General features: G+C 67.1%; 14 protein-coding genes and 1 pseudogene. 3 read left to right on the top strand and 12 right to left on the bottom strand.

Annotated elements, in window-relative coordinates; translation table 11 throughout:
* The first annotated feature begins 183 nt into the window (after positions 1-183).
* Positions 184-1269: a fatty acid desaturase family protein gene (locus tag AC07WJ_RS32255; protein ID WP_494938946.1), complete on the top strand. Its 1086-nt coding sequence runs from the start codon at positions 184-186 to the stop codon at positions 1267-1269.
* Between the two features lie 285 nt (positions 1270-1554).
* On the opposite strand, the gene AC07WJ_RS32260 is transcribed toward AC07WJ_RS32255, so the two are convergent.
* The 3 genes and pseudogenes from AC07WJ_RS32260 to AC07WJ_RS32270 form a co-directional block, all read right to left on the bottom strand.
* The gene (locus AC07WJ_RS32260) at positions 1555-2808 is read right to left on the bottom strand and encodes an aminotransferase class I/II-fold pyridoxal phosphate-dependent enzyme (protein WP_494938823.1); all 1254 of its coding nucleotides are present in this window, start codon (positions 2806-2808) and stop codon (positions 1555-1557) included.
* A gap of 177 nt (positions 2809-2985) precedes the next feature.
* Positions 2986-3804, bottom strand: a complete 819-nt coding sequence (locus AC07WJ_RS32265) for an SDR family oxidoreductase (protein WP_494938824.1) — start codon at positions 3802-3804, stop codon at positions 2986-2988.
* A gap of 55 nt (positions 3805-3859) precedes the next feature.
* Positions 3860-4183: pseudogene (locus AC07WJ_RS32270) on the bottom strand (YnfA family protein).
* 215 nt (positions 4184-4398) lie between these two features.
* Between AC07WJ_RS32270 and AC07WJ_RS32275 the strand changes: the two are divergent.
* Positions 4399-5244 (top strand): amidohydrolase family protein, encoded by an 846-nt coding sequence (locus AC07WJ_RS32275; RefSeq protein ID WP_494938825.1) that lies wholly within the window; start codon positions 4399-4401, stop codon positions 5242-5244.
* Here AC07WJ_RS32275 and AC07WJ_RS32280 read toward each other — a convergent pair.
* The 4 genes from AC07WJ_RS32280 to AC07WJ_RS32295 all read right to left on the bottom strand — a co-directional run bounded on the left by AC07WJ_RS32280 (position 5241) and on the right by AC07WJ_RS32295 (position 10437).
* The gene (locus tag AC07WJ_RS32280) at positions 5241-6818 is read right to left on the bottom strand and encodes an MDR family MFS transporter (protein ID WP_494938826.1); all 1578 of its coding nucleotides are present in this window, start codon (positions 6816-6818) and stop codon (positions 5241-5243) included. The two genes, AC07WJ_RS32275 and AC07WJ_RS32280, sit on opposite strands and share 4 nt — an antisense overlap.
* A complete protein-coding gene (locus AC07WJ_RS32285) occupies positions 6815-7264 on the bottom strand; it encodes a MarR family winged helix-turn-helix transcriptional regulator (protein ID WP_494938827.1) in 450 nt (149 codons plus the stop codon). The genes AC07WJ_RS32280 and AC07WJ_RS32285 overlap by 4 nt, the downstream gene beginning before the upstream one ends.
* 94 nt (positions 7265-7358) lie before the next feature.
* Positions 7359-8960: an ABC transporter substrate-binding protein gene (locus AC07WJ_RS32290; RefSeq protein WP_494938828.1), complete on the bottom strand. Its 1602-nt coding sequence runs from the start codon at positions 8958-8960 to the stop codon at positions 7359-7361.
* Between the two features lie 10 nt (positions 8961-8970).
* Positions 8971-10437 carry a M81 family metallopeptidase gene (locus AC07WJ_RS32295; RefSeq protein ID WP_494938829.1) on the bottom strand — a complete coding sequence of 489 codons (1467 nt, stop codon included), beginning with the start codon at positions 10435-10437 and terminating at the stop codon, positions 8971-8973.
* A gap of 179 nt (positions 10438-10616) precedes the next feature.
* Here AC07WJ_RS32295 and AC07WJ_RS32300 point away from each other — a divergent pair, with 179 nt between their 5' ends.
* Positions 10617-11288 carry a helix-turn-helix domain-containing protein gene (locus AC07WJ_RS32300; RefSeq protein ID WP_494938830.1) on the top strand — a complete coding sequence of 224 codons (672 nt, stop codon included), beginning with the start codon at positions 10617-10619 and terminating at the stop codon, positions 11286-11288.
* A 261-nt stretch (positions 11289-11549) separates the two neighbouring features.
* On the opposite strand, the gene AC07WJ_RS32305 is transcribed toward AC07WJ_RS32300, so the two are convergent.
* The 5 genes from AC07WJ_RS32305 to AC07WJ_RS32325 form a co-directional block, all read right to left on the bottom strand.
* Positions 11550-12347 (bottom strand): SDR family NAD(P)-dependent oxidoreductase, encoded by a 798-nt coding sequence (locus AC07WJ_RS32305; protein ID WP_494938831.1) that lies wholly within the window; start codon positions 12345-12347, stop codon positions 11550-11552.
* 11 nt (positions 12348-12358) lie between these two features.
* The gene (locus AC07WJ_RS32310) at positions 12359-13642 is read right to left on the bottom strand and encodes a TRAP transporter large permease (RefSeq protein ID WP_494938832.1); all 1284 of its coding nucleotides are present in this window, start codon (positions 13640-13642) and stop codon (positions 12359-12361) included.
* Between the two features lies 1 nt (position 13643).
* Positions 13644-14144, bottom strand: a complete 501-nt coding sequence (locus AC07WJ_RS32315) for a TRAP transporter small permease (protein ID WP_494938833.1) — start codon at positions 14142-14144, stop codon at positions 13644-13646.
* Between the two features lie 61 nt (positions 14145-14205).
* Positions 14206-15201, bottom strand: coding sequence for a TRAP transporter substrate-binding protein (locus AC07WJ_RS32320; RefSeq protein WP_494938834.1), 996 nt, complete (start codon positions 15199-15201; stop codon positions 14206-14208).
* Between the two features lie 94 nt (positions 15202-15295).
* Entirely contained in the window at positions 15296-16654 is a 1359-nt protein-coding gene (locus AC07WJ_RS32325) for an NAD(P)H-dependent oxidoreductase (protein ID WP_494938835.1), read from the bottom strand.
* Positions 16655-16976 lie beyond the last annotated feature (322 nt).

Raw genomic sequence — 16976 nt, forward strand, 5'->3', positions numbered from 1 at the left:
ACGACCCGCAGGCCGGGGCCGCCGCCGCCATCCTGGCCTGCCCATCTCATCTGGCCGAACCTGCCGCCCGGCATCCGGGCATGTCCCGTCCTTGGCGCGTCTCGCGCGTCACTGCCGTGACCCGCCGATTGCCACGCGTCCCGAACGCCCGAGCCATTTTGCGGAGTCTGCATCGTGTCCGTCATGAGCCCTGAGCCGATCGAGGCGAAGCGCAGCGAAAAAAGCGACAGTGCTGTTCTTCTGAAGGCCGCCCATCGCCTGACCGCCGACCTGATGCAACCCAATCCGGTGCTCTATTGGGTCGATTTGATCGTCAGCACGGGCCTCGGCTATGGGGCGCTGGCGGCCGCGGTGTCGCCGGCCCTGCCCGTGCCGGCGCGGGTCGCAGCCGGCATCGTCGCCGTGCTGGCGCTCTACCGCGCGATCCTGTTCATTCACGAACTGACGCATGTCCGGCTGTCGACGCTGCCCGGCTTCTGGACCGGCTGGAACGTGCTGGTCGGCATTCCCTTGCTGACACCCTCGTTCTTTTATGAGGGCGTGCATACGCTGCATCATGCCAAGACCCATTACGGAACGATCCGCGACCCGGAATATCTGCCGCTCGGCCACAACCGGCCGGTGGAACTCATCCTGTTCACCTTCGCGGCGCTGTTTTTCCCGATCCTGCTGATTCTCCGCTCGCTCATCCTGGTACCGCTGGCCGCGGTGATCCCGCCGTTGCGCCGCCTGATGGTCGAGCGCCTGTCGGCCCTGGTCATCAATCCGGAGTTCCGCCGGCCGCCGCTGACACCGGGCCTCGCCCGGCGCTGGCTCGTGCTCGAAGCCGTCACCAGCCTCTATGCCTGGAGCCTTGCCGGCCTGGTGCTGTCGGGTGTCATCTCCTGGACCTCGGTCGCGATCGTGCTGGCCATCGCGTCCGGCATCGCCCTGACCAACCAGTTCCGCACGCTGCTCGCCCATCACTGGGAAAACGAGGGCGAGGAAATGGATGCGGTCGAGCAATTGCTCGATACCGTCAACGTGCCGCCGCCGGCCATGCTGCCCATGCTGTGGGCACCGGTCGGGCTGCGCTACCACGGGCTGCATCACTTCCTGCCCGGCCTGCCCTATCACAACCTCGGCGAGGCACATCGCAGGATGGTCTCGGCCCTGCCCTCGGACAATGCCTATCACCAGACCTCGAGCACCGGCGCCGTCGAAGTGCTGGCCCGGCTTCTGGCGCACCAGGCGCGTGCCAAGGAATTGCGGCGCAACAAGCAGGCGTGAAGGGCCGTGTGCCGCTGCACCGTGGCCCTCCCGGCCAAGACGAGAACTATCCTTGGGGCATCGGGAGCCGGATCGACCGGCGCAAGACCCGCCTGATCGCCAGCAGACCGTGACGCCAACACATCGTCCTGCCCGGGCTTGTCCCTGATATCCACGACTTGTTTGCACAAGAATCCACCCATGACCGCCGTGCGGCGGTCCGCGTGGTTCAGCCGCAACGTCTGAATGGCGTTACCGTCCCTCTGGCCTCCCCACCAGAAGGCATCCCCTCAAAACAGCGCGGCCTCAGGCCGAGATCGCGCGGGGGGCCATTTCCCGCATGATATCGAGGAATTTGTCGATATCCGCGTCGCTATGGGCGGCCGAGACGGAGAAGCGCAGCAACACCTCGCCGCCCGGCGTCGCCGGCGGGATCAGCAGGTTGACATAGATGCCGCGCGCCAGCAGGTCGCGCCAGAAATCCATGCCCTGCACCAGGCCGCGCATGCGGATCGACCCGACCGGGCCGGGCGCCGCGCAGAGGCTGTAGCCGAGCGCCTCGACGCCGAGGCAGAATCGTTCGGCCTTGCGCCACATATCCGCGCGCAAAGCCGGCTCGGAGCCGATGATCTCGATGGCGGTGCGGGCCGAGGCGACGACTGCCGGCGGCAGCGAGGCGGTATAGAGATAGGCCCGGGCCAGGAAACGCAGCGATTTGAGCGCGGGATGGCTGGTGACGCAATAGCCGCCGATGACCCCGACGCTCTTCGAGAAGGTGCCTACAATGGCATCGACCAGATGTTCGGCGTCCTGCGCTTCGGTGACGCCGCGGCCGTTGTCGCCGTAAAGACCGAGGCCATGGGCCTCATCGACGAAGACCAGGGCGCCGTGCCGCTTGGCCACCGTCGCCAGGCCCTTGACGTCGCCGACATCGCCCCAGACGGAATAGAGCCCTTCCAGCACCACCAGGATGCGCGAGGCGGGAACGGTGGCTTCCGCCAGGACCCGCTCGAGATCAACGGGATCGTTGTGCTTGAACGGCTTGAAGGTCGCGCCGCTCGCCCGGCAGGCATCGATGATGCTGGCATGGCAATGGCTGTCATAGAGGATCAGGTCGCCGTCGCTGGCCAGGCCGCAAATGGTGCCCATATTGGCCATGAAGCCGGTCGAGAAGACGATGGCGTCGGGCCGGTCGTAGAATTTGGCGATGGCGCGCTCCAGCGCGACATGGCCGTCCTGGTTGCCGGAGGCGACGCGCGAGGCGGTCGAGCCGGTGCCCCATTGGCGCAGCGCCTGCTCGGCGGCCGCGATGCAGCGCGGATCGAAATTCAGGCCGAGATAGCTGTTGGTGCCGAACAGCGTGGTCGGGCGGCCGTCGATGACCGCCTGGACCGGACCGTCGAAACGCTCGATCTGGATCCGGAGCGGATGGTCGGCATTGCCGACCGAGCGGTCGATCATGTCGCCGATCATGCCGACCCGGCGCAGGATACCGGACAATTGCGTGGTGGCCGCCGCAGCTTCGGCCCGGGTGTTATGCTGCGCAGGACTATCCGACATGGGCGAGCAAGCTACCTTCGACCGACTGACAAACCGGTGACTATGTGTCACGACAGTGACGCTATAGTCACCTTGGACGCGCGGAGCAAGCTTCGGGCCAGTCCAGGAATGAACCGGCCCGACCGTGCAGACGCAGCAACGGGGCCATTTTTCGCATAGCCCGCGCGGCGGCGCCGGTCAGCGCCGCAATCCGTAATAAAGGCCGAGCCCCCATTGGAACAGGCGCATGGGGATGACGGCGCGGGCGGCGACCAGCACCCGCTGCGCCAGCGGGCCGACGACATGGCGCGGCCCGCCGGCCCGCCCCTCGACAATGTCGAGAATGCGCGCTGCGACGCCGTCGGCCGGCGAGCCGGCGCGCTCCTCGGCTTCGAACCGTGCCAGCACCCGCTGGAACTCGCCCGCATAGGCTGACGCCGCCTGGCCGGAGGCCTCGGTGCGCAGGCGATTGTCGACGACGCTGGTGGCGGTGTCGCCGGGGGCCACGAGCACCACCTGGACGCCGAAGCCGGCCACCTCCAGGCGCAGGCTTTCGCTCAGGCCTTCGAGGGCGAATTTGCTGGCGCTGTAGAGGCCCTGGAACGGCAGGCCGACCCGGCCGGCGAGCGATCCGACATTGACGATGACACCGCCGCGCTGGGCCCGCATCGCCGGCAAGGCGGCCCTCGCCATCCGGAGCACGCCGAACAGGTTGGTCTCGAACACCCGGCGCGCCTCGTCGAGCGAGGTGTCCTCGACCGCCCCGGCCAGCACCAGGCCGGCATTGTTGACCAGCGCGTCGATCCGGCCCTGTTCGGCGAGCACCGCCTGCATGGCCGCGGCCGCCGATTCGTCGTCGGTCACGTCGAGCGCGATCATGCGCCAGGGCAGCTGATGGCGCCCGGGATCGCGGCTGGTGCCGTAGACGATGTGGCCCTTGTCATGGAGCATCGCGGCGGCGGCGCGCCCGATGCCCGACGAAGCGCCGGTGACCAGCACGACCTTGGCGATTTTCATGCCCCCTCCCGAGCCGATCTGCGCCTGGTTGTCTAGCCCGGATTTCCCACGCGGGCTACGACCGTGGTCCAAAGAGAATGACCGATGCGCCGGCGAGGCAAATGACGGCCCCGCTGAGATCCCAGCGGTCGGGACGATGACTTTCGACCAGCCAGAGCCACAAGACCGACGCGACAATGTAGACGCCGCCATAGGCGGCATAGGTGCGCCCCGCCGCTTCGCTTTCCACCAGTGTCAGGAGATAGGCGAACAGGGCCAGGGCCAGCAGGCCCGGCATGAGCCACCACGCCGACTTGCCGAGGCGGAGTCAGGCCCAGAAGGCAAAACATCCGGCAATTTCGGCCAGCGCGGCGCCGGCAAAGGCGAAAAAGGTCAACATGCCTGCCATGATGCCACCACCCGCGGGATCGAACCAGCCTTCGCGTCGGAATCGAGCGCCGTCGGCCGAGGGGCGATGCCGGCCACGGCCACGCACGGCCAGGCCGGCCCGCGTGGGATCCGCAAGACCTGGCGGCTCATCGTCCCGGCCCCTTGGCGGCGAGCCACTTGGCCGTCACCTTGGCCAAGGTGATTCCGCCAAGGACCCCATGGCCCATGATGATCGACGCCCATCAGCATTTCTGGTCGCTCGCGCGCGGCGACTATGGCTGGCTGACGCCGGCGCTCGGGGCCATCCATCGCGATTTCGGGCCCGCGGACCTCGCCCCTCTGCTCGCGCGCCATGGCATCGCGAGGACCATCCTGGTGCAGGCCGCGCCGACCGAGGCCGAAACCGAATTCCTGCTGACCATCGCCCGGGCCGAAGCCATGGTGGCCGGCGTGGTCGGCTGGACCGATTTCGCCGCGACGGATGCGCCGGCGGCGATCGGCCGGCTCGCGGCCAGCCCGCTGCTGGTCGGCCTCAGGCCGATGGTGCAGGACATCGCCGACGACGACTGGCTGCTGCGACCATCGCTTGCGCCGGCCTTCGCGGCGCTCATCGGCCACCGCCTGGTCTTCGACGCGCTGGTGCTGCCACGCCACCTCTCCCGCCTGTACACCGTGGCACAACGCCATCCGGACCTGAGCATCGTGATCGATCACATGGCGAAACCGCCGATCGCCGAAGGCCGGCTCGATCCCTGGCGTGCCGACATGGCCGCCCTGGCCGCTCTGCCCAATGTCTGCTGCAAGCTCTCCGGCATCGTCACCGAGGCCGGCCCCGATTGGACGGCGGCACGGCTCCAGCCCTTTGTCGCCCATGCCCTCGCCCTGTTCGGCCCCCGGCGCATCATCTGGGGTTCGGACTGGCCGGTGGCGACGCTCGCGGCCAGCTATGACGACTGGATCGCCGCGACCGGCAGTCTGCTCGCGGGGCTGTCGCCGGATGAGCGTGCCGCGGTCGGCGGCGGCAATGCCGCCCGGGTCTATCTGCGCCAGCGCGGCCGCGGCGGGAGCTAGTCTGGGCTGGCCGGGCGCTCGCCCAGCACGTGATGCGTGCGCAGCGGCAGTTCGGGAAGGAACAGGATGACGATCAGCGCCACCGCGACGATACAGGCACCGGTGGCGAAGGTGGTCGCGATGGCATGACGGTAGAGCGCGATGACCGCGGCCTGGGCCTCGGGCGACAGAGCCGTGATCTGCGCGAGGCCGCCCTCGACCAGCCCATGGGAAACGCCTCCGGGCGCCGCGCCCGCTGCGCCGTGCAGCTGGCGGGCAAGGATGGCGCCCGCGCCGGTGACGCCGATCAGGCCGCCCAATGACCGAAAGAAAGCCAAAGTGCCGGTGCCGACGCCGCGATGGACATCGGGCAATGCGTTCTGTACCGCGATCGTCATGTTCGGCGTGACCAGGCCGAGGCCAAGCCCGAGCGCGAAGATCGCCGGCTCGAGCACCGCGAAGCCCTGAGCCGTGGCGATGGCCCAGGCCAGGACGACGAAGGCGGTGACCGCGAGCGAAAGGCCACCGATCTGGGCGGGCTTGTAGCGCCCCGCCCGCAACAGCACCCGGCCGTTGAAGATCGAGGAGACGACCATGCCGATCATCAAGGGCCCGGTGAGAAAGCCGGAATGCGATGGACTGATGCCCATGACGACCTGGAAGAACAGCGGAAAGAACAGGCTCGCACCGAGCAATCCCATGAAGGTCAGGGCGAGAACGGTGCAGGCGATCACGAAAAGGCGGTCGTCGAACAGCTCGAGCGGCAGGACCGGCTCGGCGACGCGGCGCACATGGTGGATGAACAGGCCGGCAAGGACGACGGCCGCCACCGAGAAGCCGGCGATCTCGCGGGAATCCCAGGGCCATTCCGAACCGCCCAGCGCCAGGACCAGCAGGAAGGCCGTCGTGCTGGCGGTCAGGAGCATGGCGCCGAGATAGTCGATGCGCCGTGCCTGGCTCCGGTGCGGCCGGCGCAGCGCCTTGGCGATGGCGACAAAGGCGACCGCGCCGATCGGCAGGTTGACGAAAAAGATCCAGTGCCAGGACAGGAGATCGGTGATCACCCCGCCGAGCACCGGTCCGACGACGCTGCAGACGGCGAAGACCGAGACGATCGCGCCTTGCTTGCGGCCGCGTTTGGCCGGCGGCACGAGATCGCCGATGATGATCTGGCTGAGCGGCAATAGCCCGCCGGCGCCGATCCCCTGAATGGCCCGGAAGACGATGAGCTGCGTCAGGTTCTGCGCCAGCCCGCAGAGCACCGAGCCGGCGAGGAAGATCGCCATGGCGGCGTAGATCAGCGGCTTGCGGCCATATTGGTCGCTGAGCTTGCCATAGAGCGGCATGGTGCTGGTGGACGCGAGCACATAGGCGGTCACGACCCATGAGAGATGGGTGACGCCGCCGAGGTCGCTGACGATGCGCGGCAGCGCGGTTGCGACGATGCTCTGATCGATGGCCGCGAGCCCGAGCACGATCATCAGGCCAATGAAGACGGAGCGGATCTCACGCTCGGTCGGCTCGTCCGTCGCCGCGGTCGTCACCTTGGGCGCCGCCTTGGCATCGATGGAAGCCTGCTCCGCCTGCCCGGTCATCGGCCGATCTCGTTCAAGGGTTCGAGCGCGGTGCGGATCGCCCGGCGCGCCTCGGCCGACAATCCGGCGAGCCGCTGCGCCAGCCAGTCGGTGCGCCGGCGGCGCATCGCCGCGATGACCGCGTGGCCGGCCGGCGTGGCGACCAGACCGACCCGCCGCCGGTCGTCCGGATCGGGCGGTGTGCGCCCCACCAGCCCGGCCGCCTGCATCGCCTTGATGTGGCCGCTGATGGTGGGCCCGCGCAGATTTTCCTGGCGCGCCAGTTCGCCGACGCCAATGCCGGGCTGCTCGACGATCGCCACGAGCAGGAGGCTCTGCAGCGGCGAGACGCCGTGATCACGGCTCTCACGCCGCAGGCTCCGCAGCAGGCGGCGCAGCACCGGCCGCAGGTCCTCGGCAAGGACCTGCGCGTCGTCGAGGTCGCCGGGGTTTCGGGGGGCGGACATCATGCCGTTCGCATTTCATCTCAATAGATAGGTAGCCTATCTATCTAGATGACCACGGCGGCGGCCACAACAGACCGTGGCGCCGGTCTGCCCCTCAGGTCTTGCGCAGGTTCCAGAACAGCGGCGCGCTGGCGGGCACGATGTCGCTGACCACGTTGCGGAACACGGTCGGCTGGCGAAACTGGCCGATCGGCACGTAGGGCACCCGGTCGAAGGCCTGCTGTTCCATCGCCGCGGCGAGCTTGAGCTGGGCCGCCTGGTCGGGCGCGGCGAACCATTCGGTGCGCAGCGCCTCCATTTTCGGGTCGGTCGGCCAGCCGGCCCAGGCGGTTCGGCCGGAGCCGCGCAAGGCCAGGTGCGACGCCGGGCTCATGAATTCCTGCGCCACGGCGGTGGTGTGGAAGATGTTCCAGCCACCTTCCTCCACCGGTTTTTGCGATGCGCGCCTGGCCAGCAGGCTGCCCCAGTCGGTGGTGATCAGATCGACCTGCATGCCGATCCGCCGCAACAGATCGGCGGTGACCTCGCCGAGCGGCGCCAGCATGGGCAGGTCGGCGGAGGACAGGATGACCACCTTGCGGCCGTCATAGCTGCTCGCCTTCACCATGGCCCGGGCCTCGTCCAGCTTGCCGTCCATGGCGGCCGATCCGGTGCCGGTCGACAGCGGCGTTCCGCACGGGAAAAACGCCTTGCACTCGCGATAGAGGCTGGAATCGCCCACCATCGCCTGGAGATAATCGGTCTGGTTGAGGGCCCGCATCACGGCCCGCCGGAGCACGACATCGTCGAAGGGCGGCACCAGGCTGTTGAAGCGCAGCAGCACATAGGTGCCGATCGGGTCGAGCGTCGAGACGGTGACATTGCGCTGGCGCGCGATCACCGGCAGCAGATCGGCCGAGGGCGCCTCCAGCCAGTCCATCTGCCCGGTCCGGAGCGCCGACATGGCGGTCGATCCGTCGGCCATGGTGTGCCATTGGACGCGCGCGACATTGACCATCTTGCCGCCGGCCATGCCGTCGGGCTTTTCGTCACGCGGCACATAACCGTCGAAGCGGACATAGGACGCGCTGGCGCCCTGGCGCCATTCGTCGGCCAGGAAACGGAAGGGTCCGGAGCCGATCGCTTCCTTGATCTGGGTGTTGGGATCGGTCGAGGCCAGCCGCTCGGGCATCATGAACGGCACCGGGCTGGACAATTTGCCGAGCGCCTCGGGCAGCAGCGGGAACGGCGCCTTGAGCCGGAAGCGGATGGTGCGGTCGTCGACCGCCGCCAGTTCGTCGGTCTGGGCCAGCAAGGTCTGGCCGAAGCCGTCCCGCGCCGCCCAGCGGCGGATGCTGGCGACGCAGTCGACCGCCCGGACCGGCGTGCCGTCGTGGAACTTCAGGCCCGGGCGCAGGCGGATGGTGCTGGTCTTGCCGTCGTCGCTGACCTCATGGCTCTCGGCCATCTGCGGCCGCACGCGGAACCCGGTATCCATGGCGAACAGCGTGTCGAAGACCATGTAGCCGTGATTGCGCACGACATAACCGGTGGTCCAGATCGGATCGAGCGCGGCGAGATCGCTGGAGGGCACGAAATGCAGCGTATTGGCCGCGGCCTGGGCGATGGCCGGCCGGGCCAAGGACCCAAGAGAGGCGGGGGCGAGAGCGGCGCCGGCAAGGGCCCGCAGCGTGGAGCGGCGCGTGATCGTGGTCATGACTTACCCCTCAACGGCCGGCATAGGGGTCGGCCACGCGCGGCCAGAACGGCGTCTGGAGCTTGGTATAGCCGATCTCGGCATAGTCGAACTGCAGCGCGCCAGGACTGGAGACGTAGCGAACCTGGCGGGCGATCGGCGCGAAGGCCGCCTGGAAATGCTGCGAGGACTTGACCGCCACCAGCAGCTTGTCGTCGAGGGTTATGCCGAGGCCGGTAAAGGCATCCGGCGCGAAGGTCTGCAGGCGGCGGGTGACCAGCACGAGATCGATGCCGTCGGCCGAAACCCAGACGCTCGGGCCAAAATTCGAGCGGCCACCGCTTAAGCCCGCCTGCGAATGGTCGAGCGCGACGCGGCGGACCGTGACGAAGAGGTCGGCCGGATCACCCGAGGCCGGACCACATTTGCCGCCGACACGCAAGAGGAAGCGCGAGCCCTCGCCCGCCTCGATGCAGAGCTGGACCGCCTGGGGATCCCAGAAACAGCCGAGCACGGCGCCCTTGACGCCGCGTTCGATGAGGCGCCGCAGCAGATAGGTGCTGTCGGCCGGCGCGCCGCCGCCTGGATTGTCGGCGGCATCGGCAATCACCACCACGCCCTTGCCGCCATCGAGAGCGGCGTCGATGCCCTGGTCGATCGTGTCCATGCGGGCGGTGATCGCCTCGCGCAGGTCCCACAATTCGCGGCCGAGCCGCGCCGCGAGCGCCGCCGCCTTGGCCTCATCGCCATCGGCGATGACCACCACCTTGGCGCCGACATCGGCCACATCCGCCCAGGGAAAGCCGTGGCCGAAGGACACCGCGAGAATGCCGTCCTTGCCCTCCATCGCGATCATCCGGTCGACGAAGCCGCGCAGCGGCTCCTGCGTCGGCCGGAAGGTGCCGATCATCCGGCAATCGTGATAGGCGGTGACCGGCCGGGTCTTGCCCGCCGCCGCATCGAGGCACAGGCGATAGAGTTCCGGCGCGCGCGCGCCGATATCGGTATGCGGATATTCCTTGAAGGTGACGATCGCCGTCGCCGAGGTCCGCATCAGCTCGGTCAGATGGCAGTGCAGGTCGAGCTCGATGCCGATCTTGGCATCGGGGCCGACCACAGCGCGGACCCGCGCCAGCGTGTCGCCTTCGCAATCGTCATAACCTTCCGCGACCATGGCCCCATGCATGAACAGCAGCACCACGTCGACCGGCATGGCCGCCTTCAGATCGGCCAGCAAGGTATCGCGCAGCTCCTCGTAGATCGCGCGCAAGGTGGTGCCGGCGGGCTGGGCGAAGGTGCAGATGCTTTCGGCGAGCTGATGGCCGTCCGCTTCGGCCATCCTGCGCCAGGCGATCAAGGGGATGTTGGCGGTGACGGCGGCATGCCGGCTGCCGTCATTGCGAAACCATTCCCGATCGCCGGTGAAGGCTGATCGGCCCGTCGGGATGGGGGAAAAGGTGTTGGTCTCCGTGGCGAGCGTCGCCATGAAAATCTTCATGCCCTCAACTCCGGCGCTCCGGGCGGCGCCTGACGCCGCATTTTCCGGGCGAGTCATTGTCGGCCGCGTTTGTGGCGAATGGCAAGCGTCAATTTTCCTATCGATATACTTTTTTAGCGTACACACTAAAATGTGCGGCAATATCGCTATTTCGGATGGCCTCTGCTAGTGGACCGTTCATGACCGTTTCTGCCCAGCCTCCTGTCCGTCCCCTGCTCGGTGATTGCCTGAAAGCGGCGCGGCGGACGCGCGGCCTGACATTGAAGGAGGTCTCGGAGGCTACCGGCATGGCGCTCTCGACGCTGTCCAAGGTCGAGAATCATCAGATGTCGCTGACCTATGACAAGCTGCTGCAGCTCAGCGCCGGTCTCGGCATGGAAGTGGCGGAGCTGTTTCATCCGGCCGGCACCAGCGATCCCGCCGCCGTGCTCCCGACCGCGCGCCGCAGCATCAGCCGCAAGGGCGAGGGCCAGTTCGTGCGGACCCATGCCTATGGCTATTTCTACCAGAACACGGAATTGCTCGGGAAACGGATGATCCCGATCATCGCCGAGCTCACGGCGCGGACGCTGGCCGAATTCGGGCCGCTGATGCGCCATTCCGGCGAGGAATATCTGCTGGTGCTCGAAGGCAAGGTCGCCGTCCATACCGAGTTCTATGCCGCCGAGCTGCTGGAGCCCGGCGACGGCATCTATATCGACAGCACCATGGCCCATGCCTATCTGAATGCCGGCGACGGGCCGGCCCGGGCCATCTGCGTGTGCAGCGCCGACAGCCCCGACCTCTACGAACAGCTCCAGAAGCTGGCGCAGCGGAATGTCGTGCCGACGGGTGACGAACCAGGCCTCTGATGCGGATCAGGACCACCGCACCGCGATCATGACCGGTTGATCTTGGCGCAACCCATTCGTGGATGCCCGGGACAGGCCCGGGCAAGACGAGGTGATGCCGGCAAGGGGGCGTCGTGCCGGGCGGCCGTCACCCGGCTCTCTCCGTCCTGGCCGGGCTTGTCCCGGCCACCCACGACTTGATTGTCCGGAGGGCGAATTCGTGGATGCCCGGGACAAGCCCGGGCATGACGAAGTGGCGGCGAGCCATAATCGGCACGCGCCTCAGGCGCAGCTGGCGCTCAGGCCGCCATCCACCGGCAGGCATACGGCATTGATATAAGAGGCCTCGTCGCTGGCCAGGAACACCGCGGCATGGGCGATGTCCCAGCCGGTGCCCATGCGGCCGGTGGGCGAAGCCTCGTGACGTTCCTTCACCATGGCGTCGGGCGAGGCATAGGCCGAGGTGATCTGCTGGTAGATCAGCGGGGTGTCCATCAGCCCGGGCATGATGGCATTGGCGCGCAAGCCCTGCCGGGCATATTGCAGGGCTATGCCGATGGTGAACTGGTTCACCGCCCCCTTGGCCGCGTAATAGCTCGCGTAGCGATAGCCGGTGAAACGTATGGCGGCGACCGAGGATATGTTGGTGATGACGCCCTTGCCGCGCTCCAGCATGCCCGGGATGACCGCCTTGCAGGCGAGGAACATGCCGGTCACGTTCAAATCCATTTCGCGGCGCCAGTCGGTCTCGGAGAGATCGGGCGGCCCGCCCATGAAGGCATGGCCGACATTGTTGTGCAGGATGTCGACGGCGCCGAAGGCCGCGATCGCGCGGCTGACGACATCGTCGACCTCGGCCGAGCGGGTCACGTCGCAGGCGAGCGCCTCGGCCCGGCCGCCCTCGCCCGTGATGATGCCGGCGGTCTCTTCTGCCGCCGTCGTGTTGATGTCGACGCAGACGACCCGGGCGCCGGCGCGGGCATAGGCAACCGCCGAGGCCTTGCCATTGCCCCAGCCGGGACCGACCGATCCGGCGCCGAACACCAGGGCGACGCGATTGTCCAGCCTGTTCACGGTCATGGTCTCATCCGTCAGTTCAACAGCACTTTCGGCAGCCAGAGCACGGTCGCCGGGAACACGGTGATCAGCACCAGCACCACCAGGCCCGCGCCGAGGAAGGGACCGAGTTCACGGCTCTCCTCCTCCAGCTTCACCCCGGCGAAATTGGCGCAGATGTAGAGGAGGATGCCGACCGGCGGCGTGATCAGCCCGAGGCAGAGGTTGAACACCATGACCAGGCCGAAATGGACGAGGTCGATGCCGACCGCGCTGACCACCGGCACCAGCACCGGGATCAGGATGAACAGCGCCGGCAGCGGCTCCATGAAGATGCCGATGATCAGGAGGAAGACATTGATCATCATCAGGATGACGAGGGGGTCGCTGGAGACCGAGGCGATGCCGGCGGCGATCGCCCTGGGCATGCCGGAGACCGCCAGCAGCCAGCCGAAGCCGCTCGACAGCGCGATGATGAACATGACCAGCGCGGTATCGAGCGCCGTCTGCACCAGGATCGGCCAGATCGTCCGGATGTTCAGCTCGCGATAGACGAAGAAGCCGACAAGGGCGGCATAGACCACCGCGATGGTGGCGCTCTCGGTGACGGTCACGATGCCGCCGGTGACGCCGAGCAGGATGATCACCGGCATCATCAGCGCCCAGAGCGCCGGCACCACCATGCGCGGGATCTCGCGGAACGGCACGGCCTCGGTGGTCGGATAGTTGCGCCGGACCGAGATCCAATAGGCGGCGATCATCAGCGACACGCCGAGCAGCACGCCCGGCACGATGCCGCCGAGAAACAGCGCGATGATCGAGACGCCCTTGCCCGCCGACAGGCCATAGATGACCAGCGGGATCGACGGCGGGATGATCGGCCCGTTGACGCAGGCCGAGGCCATCAGCGCGGCCGCGAAGCCGCCGCCATAGCCCTGCTTCTTCATGGCCGGGATCAGCACCTTGCCGAGCGCCGAGGCATCGGCCGCGGCCGAGCCCGAGAGGCCGGAAAAGATCATCGCCGCCATCACCGAGGTCAGCGCCAGGCCGCCGCGGAAGCGGCCGACCATGGCATTGGCCAGGTTGATGATCTGGCTGGTAATGCCACCGCCATTCATCAGGTTGCCGGCGAGGATGAAAAAGGGAATGGCCAGCAGCGCGTAGCTGTCGGCTCCGACCAGCGTGCGCTGGGCGAGCAGCGACATGGGCAGGCCGCCATGGGTCCAGATCGCCCCCATGGTGGCGATGCCCATGGCGAAACCGATGGGGAAGGAAAGCGCGAGGAGCAGGAAGAAACCGCCGATCAGCACCGTGCTCATGTCAGAAATCCCCAACCGAGCCTTCGGGCACCCGTTTCGACGGGTCGACGATCTTCTCGACGAAGTAGAACATCATCATCACGCAGGCGACCGGCGCCGAGAAATAGAAATAAGCCGGCGAAATATCGAGCGCCCCATACGTGACGTCCAGGACGTCGATGCTCAGCTTCATCGAATAGATGAACAGGACGACGATGAAGCCGAGATTGCCGAGCTCGATCACCCAGAACATGATCGTCTTGGGACGGCCTTTGAGCATGTCGATGAACATGTCGACACCAATATGCAGCTTCTGGCGATAGAGCACCGCCGCGCCGACGAAGGTGATCCAGATGAACAGGATGTTCGACACCTGCTCGATCCAGGCGATCGGCGCGTTGAGCACGTAGCGCCACCAGACGGCGGCGAGCGTGATCAGCACGATGGCCGCGACGCAACCGCCGAGAACCAGTTTCGCGACCTCGGTGATCGCATTGCAAAGCCCGCCGATGACAGTTTTCATGCCCGGTCCCACGCCAGAAATCAGAAAAGCCGGGCGGCCGGCCGCCGCCCGGTGCGAGGCCTCAGGCGATCTGCGCGATGCGCTCGACCCATTTCTTTCCGGCCGGAAACTCGTTCACCAGCGTCTTGACGGTGGCGCTGAAGGCCGCCTTGTCGACCTCGCTGACGACGATCTTCTTGGCCCTCACCTGCTGCATGACCGCGGCGTCGTCGGCGCTCACCTTGGGCCGGATCTCCGCCTCCATATCGCGCGCCGCGCGGTCGAGCGCCGCGCGCAGTTCCGGCGTCAGGCGCTGATAGGCGACCTCGCCGACCAGCATGCAATTGTCCTGCATCATGTGCTCGGTCAGCGACAGATGGGTATTGGCGTCGAAGATGCCGGAATTGAAGGTCAGCGCGATCGGATTCTCCTGGCCGTCGATGACGCCGGACTTCAGCGCCTGGAACACCTCCGGAAAGGGCAGCGGCGTGGGCGAGGCCCCGAACATCTCGAAGGTGCGCCGCCACAGCGCGGTCTCGGGCACACGGATCTTCAGGCCCTTCATGTCGGCCGGCGAGCGGACGACGCGGTTGCAGGACAATTGCCGGGGCATGCGCGGAATGGCGGCGAGCGGCCGGAGCTTGGCCTCCTTGGCGGTATCGGCCTGATATTCGGTGCGCATGGTGTCCCAGACGCGGTCCTTGTGGGCGACGTCCTTGAACAGATAGGGGTGGGTCCAGACCTCGGCCGGCCGGTACCAGCCGGCGAGCACGCCCTGGCCCGGGGTCGCGACCTGGACGGCGCCCTGCAGCAGCGCCTCGATATGCTCGCGTTCACCACCGAGCGATCCGCCGTGATGCGAGGATATGACGATCTGGTCCTTGGTCAGCTCGGCCACGCGCCGGGCGAAGAAGTCGAGCGAAACCCCGATGAAATCGGCGGCCGGCGACGCGCTGGCGCCGATCCATTGCAGGCGCTGCGCCCTCAGGGTCGCCGGCGCGGCCAGCAATGCCGCGCCCGTGGCGAGCGCGCCGAGGACGGCGCGGCGGGAAAATGTCGATGTCCCTTGATGTCCCATGCTGGTTCCTCCTCGTGTTGCCATGATCGCCCGTTTGCCGGGTTCTGAATGGAAAGCCGATCGCGCCGGCCGATACCGGCGCGACCGGCGGCTGTCAGGCATTGCCGCTATTGGGGCGGGCGAAGGCCGCCTCCATCTCGCGGCGGACCCGAACCGCGATATTGTTCGGATCATAATCGACATCGCTCCATTTGAGCCGCTGGCCGAGCGCGATATCGGTCTTCAGCCTGACGCCATGGGCAAGGCCGAGCGGCAGGTAGCCCTGGTCGAGCGAGGTGTCGGCCGGGGTCTGCTTGCCCCACACGCAGAAGCCGCCCTCGCCATCGAGCATCTCGCCGGCCTTGAGCGACCGCTTGGCGGTGGCGATCACGTCGGAATTGAACATGACCGGCGCGCCGGTCGGCTCATGGCGGAGCGCCGCCGAAGCGACGGAAATGCCGAGCTCCAGCCCGATCATGTGGATGGGGCGATAGAGCGCGGCATATTTGCCGCTTGAGTCCTGCAGCATGCTGTATTCGCGGAAGCACTCCTGCGAATAGGCGCTTTCGCTTTCGAAAACGACATAGGTGCCCATGACCAGGCTGTGCGGCACATCGGTGCCGTCGCGATAGACCGACGAGGTCACCTCGGTGACGCCAGCCCGTTCCAGGACGCCGCCCGCCGCTTTCGGCTTGCAGATCTCGGCATGTTCGAAGCGGGTCGCCGGCGGGAAGGACAGGCCCTCCGCCTGGGAGTGCAGGCCGGTGGCATTGCACACCGCGGTCATCTCGATGCCCGACTTGGTGCCGTCGACGAAGGAGTTGAACATCTTCGGATTGATCGAGTTCCGATCCTTGATCTTCATATATTTGTCGAGGATGTCCCAGACCGTGTCGGGCGTCGACTGATGGTAGGTCGGGTGATAACGCGTGCCCTTGCCGGCCGCGACCACCTTGAAACCGGCGGCTCTCGCCCAATCGACATGGTCGGCGATCAAAGCCGGCTGGTCGCCCCAGGCGAGCGAATAGACGACGCCGGCCTCGCGCGCCTTGCGCGCCAGGATCGGACCGGCGACCGCGTCGGCCTCGACATTGACCATGACGATATGCTTGCCGTTCTCGATCGCCTTCAGCGCGAAGCGGATGCCGGCTCCGGGGTCGCCGGTGGCCTCGATGATCACCTCGATCGCGGGATGACCGATCATCAGGTCGGCATTGTCGATGACCGTGGTCGCACCGGTCTTGAGCGCGTCGTCGATCGATTTCGCGGCATATTGCTCGGCCGGCCAGGAGCCGGTGGCGAGCTGTGAGCGGGCCCGCGCGGTGTTCAGGTCGGCCACCGCGACCAGATGCATGCCATCGGTCAGACGAACCTGGCTTGCGAACATGGTGCCGAACTTGCCGGCGCCAATCAGGCCGACGGTGACCGGCCGGCCGGCCACCTGGCGTTCGAGAAGCATTCGATGCAGGTTCATGCGTCTATCCTCTTGTCCGTGGCCGAAAAGCCGCCACGTCGGCGGCTCCGGGGCTGCCGCGCTTCCAGGCCTCGGTGGATCGCCGTCATTCGCGTCTTTCGACCGAACGGCTCGAACCGATCCACCCAGGCGCGGGCGCACCGACAAAAGGACGGAAGAGGCAAAAATGGCCCGGGATGGTGGCACGGCGCCTCGCCGGGCTCCTCGTCGGAACGCCCGGGAAACCTCGATGGCATCTCTCCCCGCAGCCCGGTTTTTCCCGGCCGTCGATCTGTCTTGAAGAAACGCTAACAACAAACCAGAATCCGTGAAATTGAAATAA

The organism is Phreatobacter sp. GW821-FHT04C01, assembly GCF_059420385.1.